This is a genomic window from Janthinobacterium sp. Mn2066, assembly GCF_049319705.1.
Lineage (GTDB): Bacteria > Pseudomonadota > Gammaproteobacteria > Burkholderiales > Burkholderiaceae_D > Janthinobacterium.
In genome coordinates this window covers 55833-71087 of sequence record NZ_JBMOUF010000006.1, presented here as the reverse complement: position 1 = coordinate 71087, position 15255 = coordinate 55833, and the positions used below count along the sequence as shown (strand labels likewise).

12 protein-coding genes are annotated in these 15255 nt (G+C 61.6%); 6 read left to right on the top strand and 6 right to left on the bottom strand.

Annotation, left to right across the window (positions count from 1 at the left end; genetic code table 11):
- Window positions 1-84 precede the first annotated feature (84 nt).
- The 3 genes from ACL9RI_RS12855 (at window position 85) to ACL9RI_RS12845 (ending at window position 4412) form a co-directional block, all read left to right on the top strand.
- Entirely contained in the window at window positions 85-3042 is a 2958-nt protein-coding gene (locus ACL9RI_RS12855) for a DUF6701 domain-containing protein (RefSeq protein WP_422726966.1), read from the top strand.
- Between the two features lie 100 nt (window positions 3043-3142).
- On the top strand, window positions 3143-3841 hold the full coding sequence (locus tag ACL9RI_RS12850; RefSeq protein WP_422726965.1) for a dienelactone hydrolase family protein: 699 nt from the start codon (window positions 3143-3145) through the stop codon (window positions 3839-3841).
- A 154-nt stretch (window positions 3842-3995) separates the two neighbouring features.
- A complete protein-coding gene (locus ACL9RI_RS12845; protein WP_422726964.1) occupies window positions 3996-4412 on the top strand; it encodes an SRPBCC family protein in 417 nt (138 codons plus the stop codon).
- A 35-nt stretch (window positions 4413-4447) separates the two neighbouring features.
- Here the strand turns inward: ACL9RI_RS12845 and ACL9RI_RS12840 are convergent, their stop codons facing one another.
- Window positions 4448-6076 carry a M28 family peptidase gene (locus ACL9RI_RS12840; protein WP_422726963.1) on the bottom strand — a complete coding sequence of 543 codons (1629 nt, stop codon included), beginning with the start codon at window positions 6074-6076 and terminating at the stop codon, window positions 4448-4450.
- Between the two features lie 426 nt (window positions 6077-6502).
- On the opposite strand from ACL9RI_RS12840, the gene ACL9RI_RS12835 reads away from it, so the two are divergent.
- Entirely contained in the window at window positions 6503-8647 is a 2145-nt protein-coding gene (locus ACL9RI_RS12835; RefSeq protein WP_422726962.1) for a DEAD/DEAH box helicase, read from the top strand.
- A gap of 439 nt (window positions 8648-9086) precedes the next feature.
- Window positions 9087-10730, top strand: a complete 1644-nt coding sequence (locus ACL9RI_RS12830; protein ID WP_422726961.1) for a methyl-accepting chemotaxis protein — start codon at window positions 9087-9089, stop codon at window positions 10728-10730.
- Between the two features lie 37 nt (window positions 10731-10767).
- Here ACL9RI_RS12830 and bamE read toward each other — a convergent pair whose 3' ends face one another.
- The 5 genes from bamE to ACL9RI_RS12805 are packed head-to-tail and all read right to left on the bottom strand — an operon-like array spanning window position 10768 to window position 14217.
- Complete coding sequence (gene bamE, locus ACL9RI_RS12825; RefSeq protein ID WP_422726960.1) at window positions 10768-11073, bottom strand: outer membrane protein assembly factor BamE domain-containing protein; 306 nt, start codon at window positions 11071-11073, stop codon at window positions 10768-10770.
- Window positions 11070-11858: a hypothetical protein gene (locus tag ACL9RI_RS12820; RefSeq protein ID WP_422726959.1), complete on the bottom strand. Its 789-nt coding sequence runs from the start codon at window positions 11856-11858 to the stop codon at window positions 11070-11072. The genes bamE and ACL9RI_RS12820 overlap by 4 nt, the downstream gene beginning before the upstream one ends.
- Window positions 11859-11912: 54 nt before the next feature.
- Window positions 11913-12278, bottom strand: a complete 366-nt coding sequence (locus tag ACL9RI_RS12815; RefSeq protein ID WP_422726958.1) for a nucleotide pyrophosphohydrolase — start codon at window positions 12276-12278, stop codon at window positions 11913-11915.
- Complete coding sequence (locus ACL9RI_RS12810) at window positions 12275-12736, bottom strand: GNAT family N-acetyltransferase (protein ID WP_422726957.1); 462 nt, start codon at window positions 12734-12736, stop codon at window positions 12275-12277. Before ACL9RI_RS12810 ends, ACL9RI_RS12815 begins: the two co-directional genes overlap by 4 nt.
- Before the next feature lie 35 nt (window positions 12737-12771).
- A complete protein-coding gene (locus ACL9RI_RS12805; protein ID WP_422726956.1) occupies window positions 12772-14217 on the bottom strand; it encodes a cytochrome P450 in 1446 nt (481 codons plus the stop codon).
- A 147-nt stretch (window positions 14218-14364) separates the two neighbouring features.
- On the opposite strand from ACL9RI_RS12805, the gene ACL9RI_RS12800 reads away from it, so the two are divergent.
- Entirely contained in the window at window positions 14365-15246 is an 882-nt protein-coding gene (locus ACL9RI_RS12800) for a helix-turn-helix domain-containing protein (protein ID WP_422726955.1), read from the top strand.
- Window positions 15247-15255: the final 9 nt, after the last annotated feature.

Sequence of the window (15255 nt, the reverse complement as noted above, 5' to 3'; positions counted from 1 at the left end):
TAATGCAACAACAGCGATGCCGTAGATTAGCATGGAATAATCCACAGGCAGTTTGCCTTCCCACTCATCAGATTTCCCGATACCGTGCGCATATACACTTTTCTTGCCGGCTTGTCCTTCATGCTGTGGGCTGGCCTGGTCCAGGCTGCCACCCTCAACTTCAATGGCGCCGATGTGGCCGGCTGCAGCCGCAGCGGCTCGCAATACACCTGTAACTCGCTATCACTGGCCGATACCGACGCCATCGTGATTGCCAGCGGCGCGGCGGTCACCGTCAACAGTGCCTTGACGATCACCTATAACCAGGGCTTGACGATGAACGGCAGCGCCGCCCTGACGGTGAAGGGCAATTTTGACATGAGCAATGTCAATCCCAATAACCTGAGGATATCGGGCGGCAGCCTGGCGGCGCCGGGCTACACCTTCAGCATGGGGGCGCAGGCGCAGACCATCAGCGCGAATATTTCTGCAGCGACCATCAGCATGGGCTCGAACAATGTCAATGTGACGGGCAGCATCAGCGCCACCGGCCAGGTGAGCATCGCTTCCGGCTCCACCATCAAGGGGCCGATCAGCGGCGACACTGTCAACATCCTGGCGGCCAATAGCCAGATCACGGGCGATATCACGGCGGTCACGGCGATCATCGTCGGTTCGGGCAGCCAGGTCAAGGGCAACCTGACCGCGCCCACCGTCAACCTGCAGGCATCGAATCTGTCCGTCACCGGTAATGTGAAGGCCTTGAATTCCTTGACGATTGCTTCTGGCAACAACATCAAGGGCAATGTGGAGGGCGGCAATGTGACCCTCAACGACTCGAACGCTTATATCACCGGCAATGCGCTGGTCGACCATATCACCCTGGGCTGGCAGGGCCGGGTACAGCAAACCATCACCTGCAAGGCTTATACGCCAGCCAACCCTTGCAGTTGCGTGACCAATAACAGCGGTTATGCCTACACCGATCCGCTGGGGCCGAAATGCGGCGCCGGCACCCAGGCTGGCCCCGACCACTTCCAGATCACCCATCCGCCTGCGGCACTGACGTGCTCGCCGGCCCCCGTCACGGTGACGGCGTGCGCCGATGCCGCGTGCAGCACCGTCTACACGGGCGCCGCGCAAGTCACCCTGACGCCTGGCGGCGCCACGGCGCAAATCAATGCCAGTACGCCAGCCACGGGCATCGCGACGTCCAGCGTGTCGCAGACCACGCCAGCCAGCAATGTCTTGATCGGCTTGAGCAGCACGCCGGCCACTACCGGCGCGCTGGTGTGCAAGAGCAGCGTCGACAACAGTACGACGAATTGTCAGATGGCATTTGTCAGCAGCGCCTTGCAGGTCAGCGGCGCGCCCCGTTATGCGGAACAGGATGACAATACGGCCGCCATCAGCATCAGCGCCTTGCAGGCGTCGTCGTCGAATCCGAATGCCTGCGTGCCCCTGTTTGCCGGACAGACCAAGACGATCACCGTGAAGTGCAGTTATGCCGACCCGTCTTCGGGAACCTTGCCTGCGCGCATCAGGGATGCGAATGGCAATCTGATACCGCTCGGCGTCAATGCCGGCAGCGCCTGCAGCGGGGCCGGTGCGCCGGTCAGCCTGGCATTCAACGCCAATGGCGTCGCTACGCCATCGATGCTGTATGCGGACGTGGGTACCCTGGGCCTGAGCGCCACCTATGCCTCCACCAGCGGCAGCGACAGTGGCTTGACGATGACGGGCAGCGGCAATGTGATCGTGGCGCCGAAAAGCTTTATCTTTAGCCCCATCAGCACGCCGCAGCGCTCCGGACTGGCCGTGACGCCCGTGTCGCCGGCGACCGCAATTGGAGTGTCGGCCCTGAATGCGCAGGGCAAGGTGACGGCCAATTTTGGCCGCGAATCGGTCGCGCAGGCGGTGAGCCTGAAACATTTGCTGGTGGCGCCGGTTTTCTCGGGCAATAACGATCCTGAAGTGGTGGGCAATCTGAGTTTTGCGGGCAACGGCAATGGCGTAGGGACGGCTAGCGGCCTGAGCTGGCCGGAAACGGGCACCATTCAGTTCACTGCCAGCTTGCCCACGTACCAGGGTGCAGTCTTGCCGGCCACGGGCAATAGCGCCAACGTGCAGTTTGTTCCCCATCATTTCATCACGGAAACGAGTGGTACGCCGCCCATGCCTTGCCTCTCGTCCTTGAACTGCGCCGGTTCGCCAGCGAGTTTTGTGTATTCCGGCCAACCCTTCAATTTGCGGGTGACGGCGCAAAATGCCGCCAATGCCACCACCGCCAATTACGATGGACGCGACAGCAGCTTGAGCGCCAAGGTGAATCTGCAAGGCTATGATGCGGCCAGCGGCACGACGGCTTTTCCACCAAGCAATCCCAGTGGCAGCCAGCTGACCGATGGCAGCGCCGCGCAAAACGTGGTGACGGGGATGAGCCCGGCCAGCTTCAAGGCTGGCGTTGGCATTGCTTCCATCGCCTACCGTTTCCCTGGCGCCTATGCCGTGCCCGCTGGCGCCACGGCGCTGGCGCCGCCGACCGGCGTGCTGTTTCGCGCCACCACCACCTATCCGAATGGCATGGGGGTCAGTTCCGCATCGGTTTCAGCCCCTGCGTTTCCCTCGGGCGGGGGCGGTGTGGAAGCAAAGCTGACGGTGTTGACGGGCCGCATCATGGTGCCCAACAGCTATGGTTCCGAGCGCTTGCCGATACGCTTGCCGGTGCAGGTGCAGTACTGGGATGGCGGCTGGAAAACCACTACCTCGGACAGCGTCAGCAGTTTTACCCAGGCGGCAGTGATCCTGGCCAATTGCAGCAAAGGTTTGGCGTCCAGTGGCAATGCGTGCAATGGCGCGGTCAAGGCGGCGCAGGGCACGTACACCGTCAGCACGGGCGTCTTGCCGCTGCCGAATGGACAACTGGTGCTGCTGGCGCCTGGACTGGCGGGCAGCGTCGATGTGTCGGTGGGCGGCTTTCCTTATCTGCCCAGCACCATCGGGCGCGCCGTTTTTGGGGTCTACAAATCGGGGCCGGTGATCTATCTGCGCGAGCTGTATTAACAAGCCATTAAGGTAAAGGCGTGGCCGACGCAGACTTGGAAAAAACGCAGTAACATGCTTTCCGCGTTATGCATTCTTCCCTCACCTGATTGGACACCCTATGAGCACAACTTCGCAGTGGATCGACATCGCCAGCCCGAATGGCAGCTTCCAGGCTTACCTGGCCGTGCCGCATATCGGCAAAGGCCCCGGCATCATCCTGTTGCAGGAAATTTTTGGCGTCAACGAGCATATCCGCGCCGTGGCTGACCAGTACGCAGCCGATGGCTACGTGGTGCTGGTGCCGGACCTGTTCTGGCGCGAAGGCGCGCACATCGAGCTGGGCTACGAGGAAGCGGGCTGGAAACGCGCGGTTGAACTGATGCAGGCGACCGACAATGAGCACGCGCTGGAAGACATCACCGCCACCGTCGCCGCCCTGCGCGCGCGTCCTGAAGTGGAAGGCAAGATCGCCTCGATCGGTTATTGCTTCGGCGGCCGTTTGTCTTACCGCACGGCTGCAGCGGGCCTGGTCGATGCAGCGATCGCCTACTACGGCGGCGGCATCCAGAACCAGCTGGGCCTGGCAGACCAGATCAAGGTGCCGCTGCTGATGCATTTCGGCGGCCAGGACAGCCATATTCCGCCAGAAGCCGTGCAACAGATCGCCCAGCGCTTTGAAGACCGTGAAGAGGTGGAAATCCATATCTATCCGGGCGCGGAGCACGGTTTCAACTGCACCCACCGCGGCAGCTACCATCAGCGCGCAGCCACCCAGGCGCATGGCAATTCGCTGATCTTCCTGTCGGAAAACCTGTAAATACGGGCTGAAAAGCAGGCTGGCCGTCACGGCCTGCTCAGCAGCAAAGCCGCACGGGCGCTACAATAGCGCCTGTGCCGGGCCTTTTCCGGCAGGCGGGCACGGCGCTACGTAAAAGCGCCCCGCAAACCCAGACTAGGATGTTGAATTAAAGATGGCCCAAGTAATTGTTTCTGTGACATTGGCGGCAAGCGCCGAAAGAGTGTGGGATTTTATCGGCGGCTTCCAGTCGCTGGCTGAATGGTCAAGCTCGATCAAGACCAGTTTGGCGGAGCAGGGCGGCCGGGTGCGCCGCCTGAAGACCACGGACGGCGCCATCATCGCCGAACGTCTGCAAAGTTTCAGCGAAGCAGACAAGAGTTATAGCTACACCATCGTCTCGGGACCGATTCCCGTCAAGAATTACCGCTCCACCCTGCGCGTTATCGGCGAACCGGGTGCGACGTCTTGCGTGGCTGAATGGTCGAGCGAATTTGACGCGGCCGAAGGCGTGGAAGACGTCATGATCGCCGCGTTTCAACATTTGTATGAAACGGCGTTCGTCGACCTGAAACGCATCATGGCCATCTAAAAGCAAGGGCAGCCTTTGGGGCTGCCCTTCTTGTTTTAGCGCTTCACTTTCCCAAACGCTTCCCCCTTGTTCCAGGTCGGCATGGTCTTGTCGTTGGCCACTTCATAACCGAGGTTCAGGGTAAATTGCGCCTGCTGCACCATGCCCGACAAATCCCAGGCAGGATTGTATTCATCGGTCACCTGGTGATACACCTTCTTGAAGGCCACCAGGCGTGCGCTCGATGCTTGCGGATCTTTCACGAAATCAAAGGAACCGTCGCCGGAAAACACGGCCGAGCCCACGTTGAAGGCGGGCACGCCAGCCTTGGCAAAACTGAAATGGTCGGCGCGGAAAAAGGCGCCCGACAGGTCGGGAATCGCCGGCGCCAGGCGCAAGCCCATGCGCTTGGCCACCTTGCCGGCGCTGGCGTACAGGCTGCTGCGCTCGGCGCCCGCCACGCCGATGTCGCGCGTCTTGCCAACGAAGTTCATGCTGTCCAGGTTCAGGTCGGCGGCGGTCTTGTCCAGCGGCCACAGTGGCGAGCGGACCCAGGCCGTGCTGCCCAGCATGCCGGTTTCTTCTCCGGCCGGCCACAGGAAGATCTGCGTGCGGCGTGCCGGTTGCTTCACGGCCACTTGCGCCATGGCCAGCAAGGCTGCCGCGCCCGAGGCGTTATCGACCGCGCCGTTATAAATATGATCGGTCTTGTCGCTGCGCGCCTGGCCGCCGTCATCGATGCCCAGGTGATCCCAGTGGGCCGAATAAATCACCGCTTCGTCTTTCAGCTTCGGATCGGTGCCCGGCACGATGCCGGCCACGTTGAATTGTTCGATGCTGCGGATCTTGCTGTCGAGCTTGACCTGCACGGTGGCGTTCAGGGCCACCGGCTGGAAGTCGCGCGTTTCCGCCTTGGCGCGCAGGGCGTCCAGGTCCTGGCCCGCTGCCTGGAACAGTTCGCGGGCCGTGTCTTCCTGCAGCCAGCCTTCGAAGGCATTGCCGGCGCCCGCCAGGCTGAAGCGTTCATGGCTGAAGCCGTTGGCAGGCACGCTCCATGGGTACGACGCCGATTCCGTGGTGTGGATCAGCAGCACGCCGGCGGCGCCCTGGCGCAGCGCTTCCTCGTACTTGTAGACCCAGCGGCCATAATACGTGAGCGACTTGCCGGCAAAGCGGTTTGGTTCGGCCGCCGTCGGCTGCGGGTCGTTGACCATCATCACCAGCAGCTTGCCCTTGACGTCGAGTCCCTTGAAATCATCCCATTGCTCTTCCGGCGCGCGGATGCCGTAGCCGACGAACACCACCGGCGCGTCGAAGGCGACCTTTTCCTGGCCGTTCGAGGCGCCATACACGATGCCCTTGCCTACCACGGGCGAGAACGTCTTGCCGCCGGCCGTGAAGCTGACGGTGCTGTCAGGCAAGGCCTTGCTGCCGACGATCTTCAAGCCCTGGCGGTAGGTGCCATCTTTTAATGGCTGCAAACCGATGATGGCTGCCTGCGTTTCCAGGTAGCGCACGGCCAGGTCGCCGCCGCGCTGGCCCGTGCCACGCCCTTCCAGCAAGTCGTCGGCCAGGAACGATAAATGGGCGCGCAGCGGCGCTTCGGCGACGACGGGCAGGGGCTGGGCATGGGCATGGCTGCTGAGCAAGGCAATGCCGGCAGCGAAGGCAAGGGAAGAACGCATGAAGACTCCAAAAGTGAAAACGGGAAGGCGATGCCGGGATCAGGGTCTGGCATCAGCGGCAATCTTACTCTACCGCAAGCGGCGGCGCGAGGCGTGCGGCGCGGCTGCAACCATCCGGGCCACAATGCAGGCGGGCAGCCATGGCGATGGCGCGCAAGGATCGCTAGAAGCAGGGCTTGCGTGATTTTCTTCCAGCTCTGGAGCGGCGTCGTGTCCAGGCCAGCGGGGGCGTCACATCTCTTGCAAAAGATTCAATGTTGACACTAAATTGCACCAATTACGTGCGGATCGCCGATTTTTCTGCGTTTTAGGACGCAAAAAACGGCGTTATCCGGCTGGCATCCACCCGGTATCGTCCAGTAAAGAGTAAACTAGAGGATACACTCTTTCGCATTGGGCGATTCGAGCGAACTTGTGAGTGATTTCATGTCTGATACACCAATTTCCTTATTTTCCGACCTTAACCTGAGCGAGCCGCTGGTCCGCGCGCTCAAGGATGTCGGTTACGAAACACCGTCGCCTATCCAGGCGGCCACGATTCCATTATTGCTCGCCAACCGCGACGTCTTGGGACAGGCACAAACGGGCACCGGTAAAACCGCCGCCTTCGCCTTGCCTATCCTGTCGCGCATCGATCTGAAACAAAGCTCACCGCAAGCCCTGGTGCTGGCCCCGACGCGCGAACTGGCGATCCAGGTCGCTGAAGCGTTCCAGGTCTACGCCGCCCACATTCCTGGTTTCCACGTGCTGCCGATCTACGGCGGCCAAAGCTATGGCCCGCAACTGTCGGCGCTGCGCCGTGGCGTGCACGTCGTGGTCGGTACCCCAGGCCGCGTCATCGATCACCTGGACAAAGGGTCGCTGGACCTGTCCAAGCTGAAAACCCTGGTGCTGGACGAAGCCGATGAAATGCTGCGCATGGGCTTTATCGACGATGTCGAACGCATCTTGCAAGAAACGCCGGAAGGCCATCAAACGGCGCTGTTCTCGGCTACCATGCCGTCCGTCATCAAACGCATCGCCACCACTTACCTGAACCAGCCGGCCGAAGTCACCGTGGCTGCCAAGACGGGGACGGCCGACAATATCCGCCAGCGCTACTGGCTGGTGTCGGGCATGCACAAGCTCGACGCACTGACCCGCATCCTGGAAGCGGAAGCGTTCGACGGCATGATCATCTTTGCCCGCACCAAGCTGGGTACGGAAGAGCTGGCCGGCAAGCTGCAGGCGCGCGGTTTCTCGGCCGCCGCCATCAATGGCGATATCCAGCAAGCCCAGCGCGAGCGCACGATCCAGCAGTTGAAAGACGGCAAGATCGACATCCTGGTGGCGACCGACGTGGCCGCCCGTGGCCTGGACGTGGAGCGCATCAGCCACGTGGTCAACTATGACGTGCCGCACGATCCGGAAAGCTACACCCACCGTATCGGCCGCACCGGCCGCGCCGGCCGCAGCGGCGAAGCGATCCTGTTCATCACCCCGCGTGAAAAGAACTTGCTCAAATCCATAGAACGCGCCACGCGCCAGCCGATCGGCATGCTGGAATTGCCCACCATCCAGGCTGTCAATGACGTGCGTATCGCCAAGTTCAAGGAACAGATCACGGAAACCCTGGCCTTGGGTGAGCTGGAACAATTCCAGTCGCTGATCGAAGACTACGAGCGCGAGCAAAACATTCCCGCCATCGAGATCGCCGCCGCCCTGGCGAAGATGGCCCGTGGCAATGTGCCATTGCTGCTCGACAAGAACAAGCAGCGCGAGCAAAGCACCTGGCAAGATGACCGTCCAGTGCGCCAGGACCGCTTTGAACGCAATGACCGTCCGGAACGTGGCGACCGCTTTGAGCGCAACGACCGCTTCGAGCGTGGCGAACGCAGCGAACGCCCGGCCTTCCCGAAAAAGGAACGCATCTTGCGTCCAGCCGACGCCGGCATGCAAACGTTCCGCATCGAAGTGGGCCATCAGCATGGCGTGAAGCCTGGCAATATCGTGGGCGCCATCGCCAACGAAGCGGGCATCGATTCGAAAAACATCGGCCGCATCGAAATCTATGACGATTACAGCGTCCTCGATTTGCCGGACAGCATGCCGAAAGAATTGCTGGACCAGCTGAAATCCGTCTGGGTTGCAGGTCAGCAATTGCGCATCAGCCGTGACGGCGATGCACCGGACCTGGCGCCAGCGAACCCGCGCAAGGCCGCCAAGGCTGCGCCAGCTGCCGGCTTTGACGCCGGTTTTGACGCGGCACCCAAGGCGCCGAAGAAGGAACGTGCACGTCCGGGCGTGACGGCGTACCGCATCGAAGTGGGCCGTCAACACGCTGTCACGCCAAGCAACATCGTGGGCGCCATCGCCAACGAAGCGAACCTGGAAGCCAAGCTGATCGGCCGTATCGATATCTTTGACAACTTCAGCATCCTGGACATGCCGGAAGGCATGCCACCGGAGATCCTCGACCACCTGAAAACGGTCGTCGTGTCGGGCCAGAAGCTGCGTATCAGCCTCGATGACGGCACCACGGAGCGCAAGCCTGAGCCACCGCGTCACAAGGCGCCGCGCAAGTTCAAGTAAAGCACCGGACAGGCGCCTCCCCGGCGCCGGTGTCTCGGATTCGAGACAACTCCCTACCTGGCGTGTTCACGCCAGGTATTTATTTTCCCGCAAGAAACACTTCTCCCTCTTCCGATACCATTGCGGAAGGCCGCGGCACACCGGTTCCGCGTGCATCGGCATGCACGGTATTTTATGCTGCGCTTTTCCTTGATTTAACAGTGACTTGGATGATGAATAATATTTTATTAATCTGCATGCGTAAACCTGGTCATTTATTTTCATTTTAATAAAGTCAATTAAATTGAATTAAAGTAAATATTAAAAGATAGGATGGTTGACTTTTATTATATTGTTTGACAGGCGTCATGTCCGCTGACTCCACATCTGGCAGGTGCTTGATGTGGTATATTGTTTTTATCTTTTTGTTATGCTAGTTGAGAAAAATAGAGGAGCGACAATGCGGGTCAACACGCCTATTACGCAAAATGAATACATATTAAATGAGGGCATGACGATTGTTTCCACGACCGATTTACAGGGAAACATCAATTACGCGAATCAGTATTTCATCGAAGTCAGCGGTTTTTCAGAAATGGAATTACTGGGGGCGCCACAAAATATCCTGCGCCACCCCGATATGCCGGTCGAGGCGTTTGCCGACCTGTGGCAAACCATCAAGAATGGCATGCCGTGGACGGGCATGGTCAAGAACCGCTGCAAGAATGGCGATTTCTACTGGGTGCTGGCGAATATCACGCCGGTGATTGAAAACGGCCGTCCGATCGGCTACATGTCGGTGCGCACCAAGCCCACGCGCGAGCAGATCAACGAGGCGGCGGCCCTGTACAAAGGATTTAAAGAGGGCAATACGGCCAATCTGGCGATCCGCAATGGCCGGATCGCGCGCCAGGGCTGGGCCGCCAGGCTGGCGGAATGGCGCAAGCTGAGCTTGCCGCAGGATATCGCCCTGCACTGCATACTGTTTGGCCTGATCCTGGTCGTGCTCGGCTGCGCCGTATGGAATATCGATGGCGACACCAGTACGGCCACGCGTAGCTGGCTCAGCGGTGCAGCCGCCGTGGGCGTGGCGCTGGCCCTGTATTTCTGGTCGCATCTGCACAATTCGCTGGCCGCGCCCTTGAACGACGCCATCACGGTGGCGCGCAAGATGGCTGGTGGCGACTTGACGGGCACCATCGAGCATGTGCGCGAGGATGACATGGGGCAATTAATGGCGGCCTTGCGCCAGACCAATATCAATTTGCACAGCATCATCGGCGACGTGCGCGCCAATTTCGAAGATATCCGCATCACCACGGCAGAAATTGCCACCGGCAATATGGACCTGTCCAGCCGTACGGAGTCGCAGGCATCCAGCCTGGAACAGACGGCGGCCAGCATGGAGCAGCTGACCTCGACCGTGCAAAACAGCGCCGAGCACGTGGCCATGGCCAATGACCTGGCGCAACAAGCATCGGGCATCGCGGCCAAGGGCGGCACCATCGTGACGGAAGTGGTGACCACCATGGATGAGATCAGCAGTTCCTCGCGCAAGATTCTGGACATCATCGGCTTGATCGATGGCATTGCTTTCCAGACCAATATCCTGGCCTTGAACGCCGCCGTCGAAGCGGCGCGCGCCGGTGAACACGGCCGCGGCTTCGCGGTGGTGGCGGGCGAAGTGCGCAGCCTGGCCCAGCGCTCGGCCACGGCCGCCAAGGAAGTCAAGCACCTGATCGACCATTCGATCGCCACCGTCAATGCAGGTACCGAGCTGACCAGCAATGCGGGCGCCACGATGACGGAAGTGATCGCTTCCGTGGCCCGCGTGACGGAAGTCATGGACGAGATTTCCTCGACCACGCGTGAGCAGAACCAGGGCATCGGCCAGGTCAACCAGGCCGTGATCCACATGGATGGCATCACCCAGCAAAACGCGGCGCTGGTGGAAGAAGCAGCGGCGGCGGCCACCAACCTGGCGCAGCGCACGGACAGCGTGGCCAAGTCGATCGGCATTTTTAAATTGAAATCGTCACCCAAGCGCAAGAGCGTGGGTGTGGGACGTGGTGTGGGGGCGCGGGCTTTGCTCAAGGCGAGGTAGAGTGCAGGGGTCAGACCCGGCGGGTCTGACCCCACAGCTATTTCCCCGCTCGATACACTTCCCCGCTGCGCACCTGCTTTACCACCCCATCTTCCCCGAACAAAATCACATATTCCCCCTGCGCACCGGACGCGGTCGGGTAGGTGTACATCCACACTTCATCACCGCTGTCGAAACGGATGGCCGTGCTGTCGCCCAGCGCCGCGCGCACTTGCTGCTTGCTGGCGCCGATCTGCACGGTTTGCTCCAGGGTGGCATAGGCTACACTCTTGCTCGCTTGCAAGGCGCGGGTGCCCGAGCAGGCCGTCAGCGTGACTAACAGCAAGAGACTCAACCACTTCATGGCGCCACCTCGTCCATATAGCGCAATTCCAGCAAGGTGTCGTCGGGCCAGCTGGCGTCCCACAGGGGCGCGTAATAGCTGCGGTCCAGCAAGACCTGGCAATCGCAATAGGGCAGAGAGGCGGGCGTCTGTTCTCCACCCGCGTACAGCATTTTGAACGGTAGCGCGAGCCGGCGGTTGCCGTGCACCAGGGTAACGCCGAACAGGGGCCGGTCCGTGAAAAACAGGTAGTTGCCATCGGGCTGGCTGCAGACCTTGTCGGTGCTGTACAGCATGCTGGACAGCCAGGCGATGATTTGCGGGTCATTCGAGATCAGGCCGGAATCCATGCCGGCCCGGCATTCCAGGCGCAAGTCGCCCAGGCGCCGCGTATCGGGCGGCAAGCCGGGCGTGATCACTTGCGCGCGCCAGCTCATGGTGGTGGCCTTGCGGTTGGCGATCAGCACGGCGTCTTCGCGCAAGGCCTGTTGATTGCGCACGGGGGCAAAACTGTTGTCGGCAGCCAGGGGCAGCGGCACGCTGACGGTGTCGCCGGCGATGCGCAGCTGCACGCCCGTCATGTCCACGCCGGGCTGGCGCGGCAGCAGCCGAAAACGCAGGCTGGCCTGCGGCGCCAGTGCATGGTCGCGCTCGAAGCGGTCCACGCCCAACATCATCTTGCGGTAGGATTTATCGACCGGGTCGCGCGTGGCGTCCACTTTGACTTGCGGCACGGATGCGGTTTGCGCCAGCGCAATCGTGCCCTGGAGCATTAAGCCAAATAGCAGTGGAAGAAAGGCACGCATGGCGCCATGCTACGCCGTTTCGCCTAAGGCTCACGCACGAATGATGTCGGCAGCTCAGTATTCGGTCGATTTGCGCGCATCGCCGCGCACCTGTTCCGCCGGGTATTTCAGGTCATTGAGTGCCATCTTTTCCAGCACGGCCGCGTGCAAATCCACGCCGCTCTTGTCGGCCAGGCGCACCAGGTACATCAGCACATCGGCCAGTTCGTGGCGGATGCCCGTGCGTTTTGCCTCGTCCAGTTCGGCGTCTGCGCCGGTCGGCAGCCACTGGTAGTGTTCCACCAGTTCCGCCACTTCCACCGACAGGGCCATGGCCAGGTTTTTCGGCGTATGGAACTGGTCCCAGTCGCGCTCGTCGGCAAAATCGCGCAGGCGTGCGCGGATGTCGAGCAGGCTGTCAGGAAGCAGCGGCGCGCTCATGCCGCCAGCGCCAACGGTTTTTCCATGAAGACGCTGAATGGATCGTCCGGGTAGTCGCCATAGGGGCCACGCCGCTGATAGCCGTGGCGCGCATACAGGGCGATGGCTTCCGGTTGATGGATGCCCGTTTCCAGTGTCAGCAGGCGGCAGCCACGCACCAGCGCCTGTGCTTCCAGCAAGGCCAGCAAGCGCTTGGCCAGGCCCAGGCCGCGGCTGTCCGGGTGCACATACATGCGCTTGACCTCGCCAAATTCGGGCGTGACGACGATGGCGCCGCAGGCGCGCGCCACGTCTTGATCATCGCGGGCGACGGCAAACAGCAAAGTGTCCGGCGGCAGCGAGGCCAGGTCCAGCGAGTACACGCTGTCAGACGGATACAGGCTTTGCTGATAGGCGTCGAGCTCGGCGATCAGGGCCAGCACATCGGCTTGTTGTGGCGATTCAAAGTGAATTTGCATGGGGAAAGTACATAAAGTGTGATTTCTCCATGGTATCACTCCTGCTTGTTCAAACGCATCGACAGGCCGATCGGCGACATCACGAATCCCATCAGTTCCTGCGCTTCGCCGCCGTCGGGCGTATCGATGCCGGCGATATCGAAACTGCCCAGCAGCATGGCCATGGCGATCTTGATTTCCAGCAAGGCCAGATAACGGCCGGGGCAGGTGCGCAAGCCTGAACCGAAAGGCATGGCGGCCCGCTTATTGTTGACCTCCTGCTCGCCCTCGGCCAGCCAGCGCTCGGGCTTGAACGCTTGCGCATCGGCAAAATGCGTATCGGACACCGTATCGTGGCGCATCAGGCAGCAGATCATGGTGCCGGCCGGGATGGCGATGTCGGCGATGACGGTATCGCGCAGCGCTTCGAGTGGAATATATGGCGCCACCGGTTTCAAGCGCATCGCTTCGCTGGCGCAGGCGCCCAGATAGTCGAGGCTATCCATTTGCTCGATCGTGAATGCAGAGACGTCGGGCGCCAGCCGCCGCACTTCTTCGCGCGCCTTGGCCAGCGCCTGCGGATTGCGCTGCAACAGATACAGCATCCATGAAATCGTGTTGGCCGTCGTGTCTTCACCTGCCAGCAAGATGGTCAGCACATTGCCCGCCACATTGCCGTCGTTGACGCCGCTGTCTTTTTCATCGGCGGCGACGATCATCGCTTCAAGCAGATTGGGCGGGCGCTCGCGGCGCGACGGGTCTTGCGCCATGCGGGCCCTTGCCTGTGCTATCAGATCGGCGATCGCCAGCTTCAGGGCCGCCATGTCGCGGTCCAGGCGGTGGTCGCGCGGCAGCTTGACGTAGCGCCAGTAGGGAACAAGCGACAGGCTGCGCCGCGCCACGGCCGGCAAAATCGCATCCAGATGGCGCTGGATCACGTCGTCGCCCGCTTCCAGGGTATTGACCTTGGTGCCGAAGGCCAGGCCGGCGATGATATCGACCGTATAGCGCTTTAAATCGTCATCGAGATTGATGGCCTGGCCGCGTGCGGCGGCGCCCGCCCAGCGCCGCTGCAGGCGCTGCGCCACCGTCACCAGCGAGGGGAAATACGCCTTGATCGCACCGGGCGCCATGCCGGCCATGACCATGCGGCGCTGGTTGCGCCAGGCGGCGCCTTCGGCCAGGAACACGCCGGGCTGGCTACCCATTTCTTCGGCCACGATGACGCTGCTGAGTGGCCGCCGAAAACCATCGGGGCGGTCGCGCAGGATGGCGGCAATCGCCTCGCTATCGGAGACCACCAGCATCAATTGCGGACCAAACCAGGCGCGCACGAAGGGACCGTAGCGCCGTGCCCAGCCTTCCATATCGAGGTGGATGCGCGGCAGTTTGACTTGCAGGCTGTTACCGATCAGGGGCAGGGCCCGAGGCCCCGGCAATTGGCGGATCTGGCGTAGCGGACGACTATTCGATGGCGTGGCAGTGTGATCGAGTGGCGGCATGGCGTGCTCCTGCTGAATGTTGAAGATGCGTGTTAAGGATGGCACCACTGTACGCGCCCGGCCGCGCCGCGTATTGAACGTTTACGACATCGCCACCGGTATTGCCGTCGCGTTGCAAATTATGCCACTCACTGTAGAATGAGCCGCATGTCGACGCCGCCGAGAACCCTTGCTGCCCCCCTTGCTGCTCCCATTACGCGCCTGATTGCGCCACGCCTGGCGCTGGCGTCCTGCGTGCGCGCCATCGTCGTGCGCGACACCACGGGCAGCGCGCCCTTGCCGCCCGCGCAGCGCCTGAACCGCTTTCCCGCCGTGCCCATGTGCTGCATCGTCTGGACCATCAAGGGTGAACTGGAGGCCGCCGCACCAGGACTGTCGCTGGCCGATGTGCGCATGCTTCCCGTGCTGGTCGGCGGCCCCCGTTCGTATCCGCTGGTCAGCTACAACCCCGGTCCCGTGCACTCGTTTATCGTGATGTTTTATCCGGCCGCCCTGCATGCACTGACGGGCGTGTCCATGGATGGCTTGCTGGACCAGTTTCGTCCGCTCGACACTGTCTTTGACGCAGACTGGCAGCGCTTGTCCGACGCCGTGCTGGCTGCGCCCGACGACGAGACCCGCATCCGCTTATTGGACGCTTTTCTGGTGCCGCGCTGGAAGCTTGCGCGCAAGGGCAGCGATCATTCGGCCGGCGCCATGCAGGACTGGGTGCGCCGCCTGGGCGTGCAGGCGGCATCGACTGGATTGGCCAGCGGTGCGCGCAATATCGAGCGCCGCATCAAGGCCTGGGCCGGCCAGCCCATGCGCACCCTGCGCCGCATGCGCCGCGCAGAACAGGTATTCCTCGACGAGCGCGAAGCGATCTTGCAGGGCAAAGTGTCATGGTCCGAGGTGGCCGCCAGCGGCGGTTATGCCGACCAGGCCCATTTCTGCCGCGAGACGCGTGAAATCACGGGCCTGACGCCGACCGAACTGACGCGCGCCATGCGCGAAGATGAAAGCTACTGGATCTACAGGATCTGGGCGTAGGTCGGATTA

Bases quoted from the DNA above. Each gene is read 5' to 3' on its own strand.
- ACL9RI_RS12850 (WP_422726965.1), top strand. From the start codon at position 3,143: ATGAGCACAACTTCGCAGTGGATCGACATCGCCAGCCCGAATGGCAGC.
- ACL9RI_RS12845 (WP_422726964.1), top strand. From the start codon at position 3,996: ATGGCCCAAGTAATTGTTTCTGTGACATTGGCGGCAAGCGCCGAAAGA.
- ACL9RI_RS12840 (WP_422726963.1), bottom strand. From the start codon at position 6,076: ATGCGTTCTTCCCTTGCCTTCGCTGCCGGCATTGCCTTGCTCAGCAGC.
- ACL9RI_RS12835 (WP_422726962.1), top strand. From the start codon at position 6,503: ATGTCTGATACACCAATTTCCTTATTTTCCGACCTTAACCTGAGCGAG.
- ACL9RI_RS12830 (WP_422726961.1), top strand. From the start codon at position 9,087: ATGCGGGTCAACACGCCTATTACGCAAAATGAATACATATTAAATGAG.
- bamE (WP_422726960.1), bottom strand. From the start codon at position 11,073: ATGAAGTGGTTGAGTCTCTTGCTGTTAGTCACGCTGACGGCCTGCTCG.
- ACL9RI_RS12820 (WP_422726959.1), bottom strand. From the start codon at position 11,858: ATGCGTGCCTTTCTTCCACTGCTATTTGGCTTAATGCTCCAGGGCACG.
- ACL9RI_RS12815 (WP_422726958.1), bottom strand. From the start codon at position 12,278: ATGAGCGCGCCGCTGCTTCCTGACAGCCTGCTCGACATCCGCGCACGC.
- ACL9RI_RS12810 (WP_422726957.1), bottom strand. From the start codon at position 12,736: ATGCAAATTCACTTTGAATCGCCACAACAAGCCGATGTGCTGGCCCTG.
- ACL9RI_RS12805 (WP_422726956.1), bottom strand. From the start codon at position 14,217: ATGCCGCCACTCGATCACACTGCCACGCCATCGAATAGTCGTCCGCTA.
- ACL9RI_RS12800 (WP_422726955.1), top strand. From the start codon at position 14,365: ATGTCGACGCCGCCGAGAACCCTTGCTGCCCCCCTTGCTGCTCCCATT.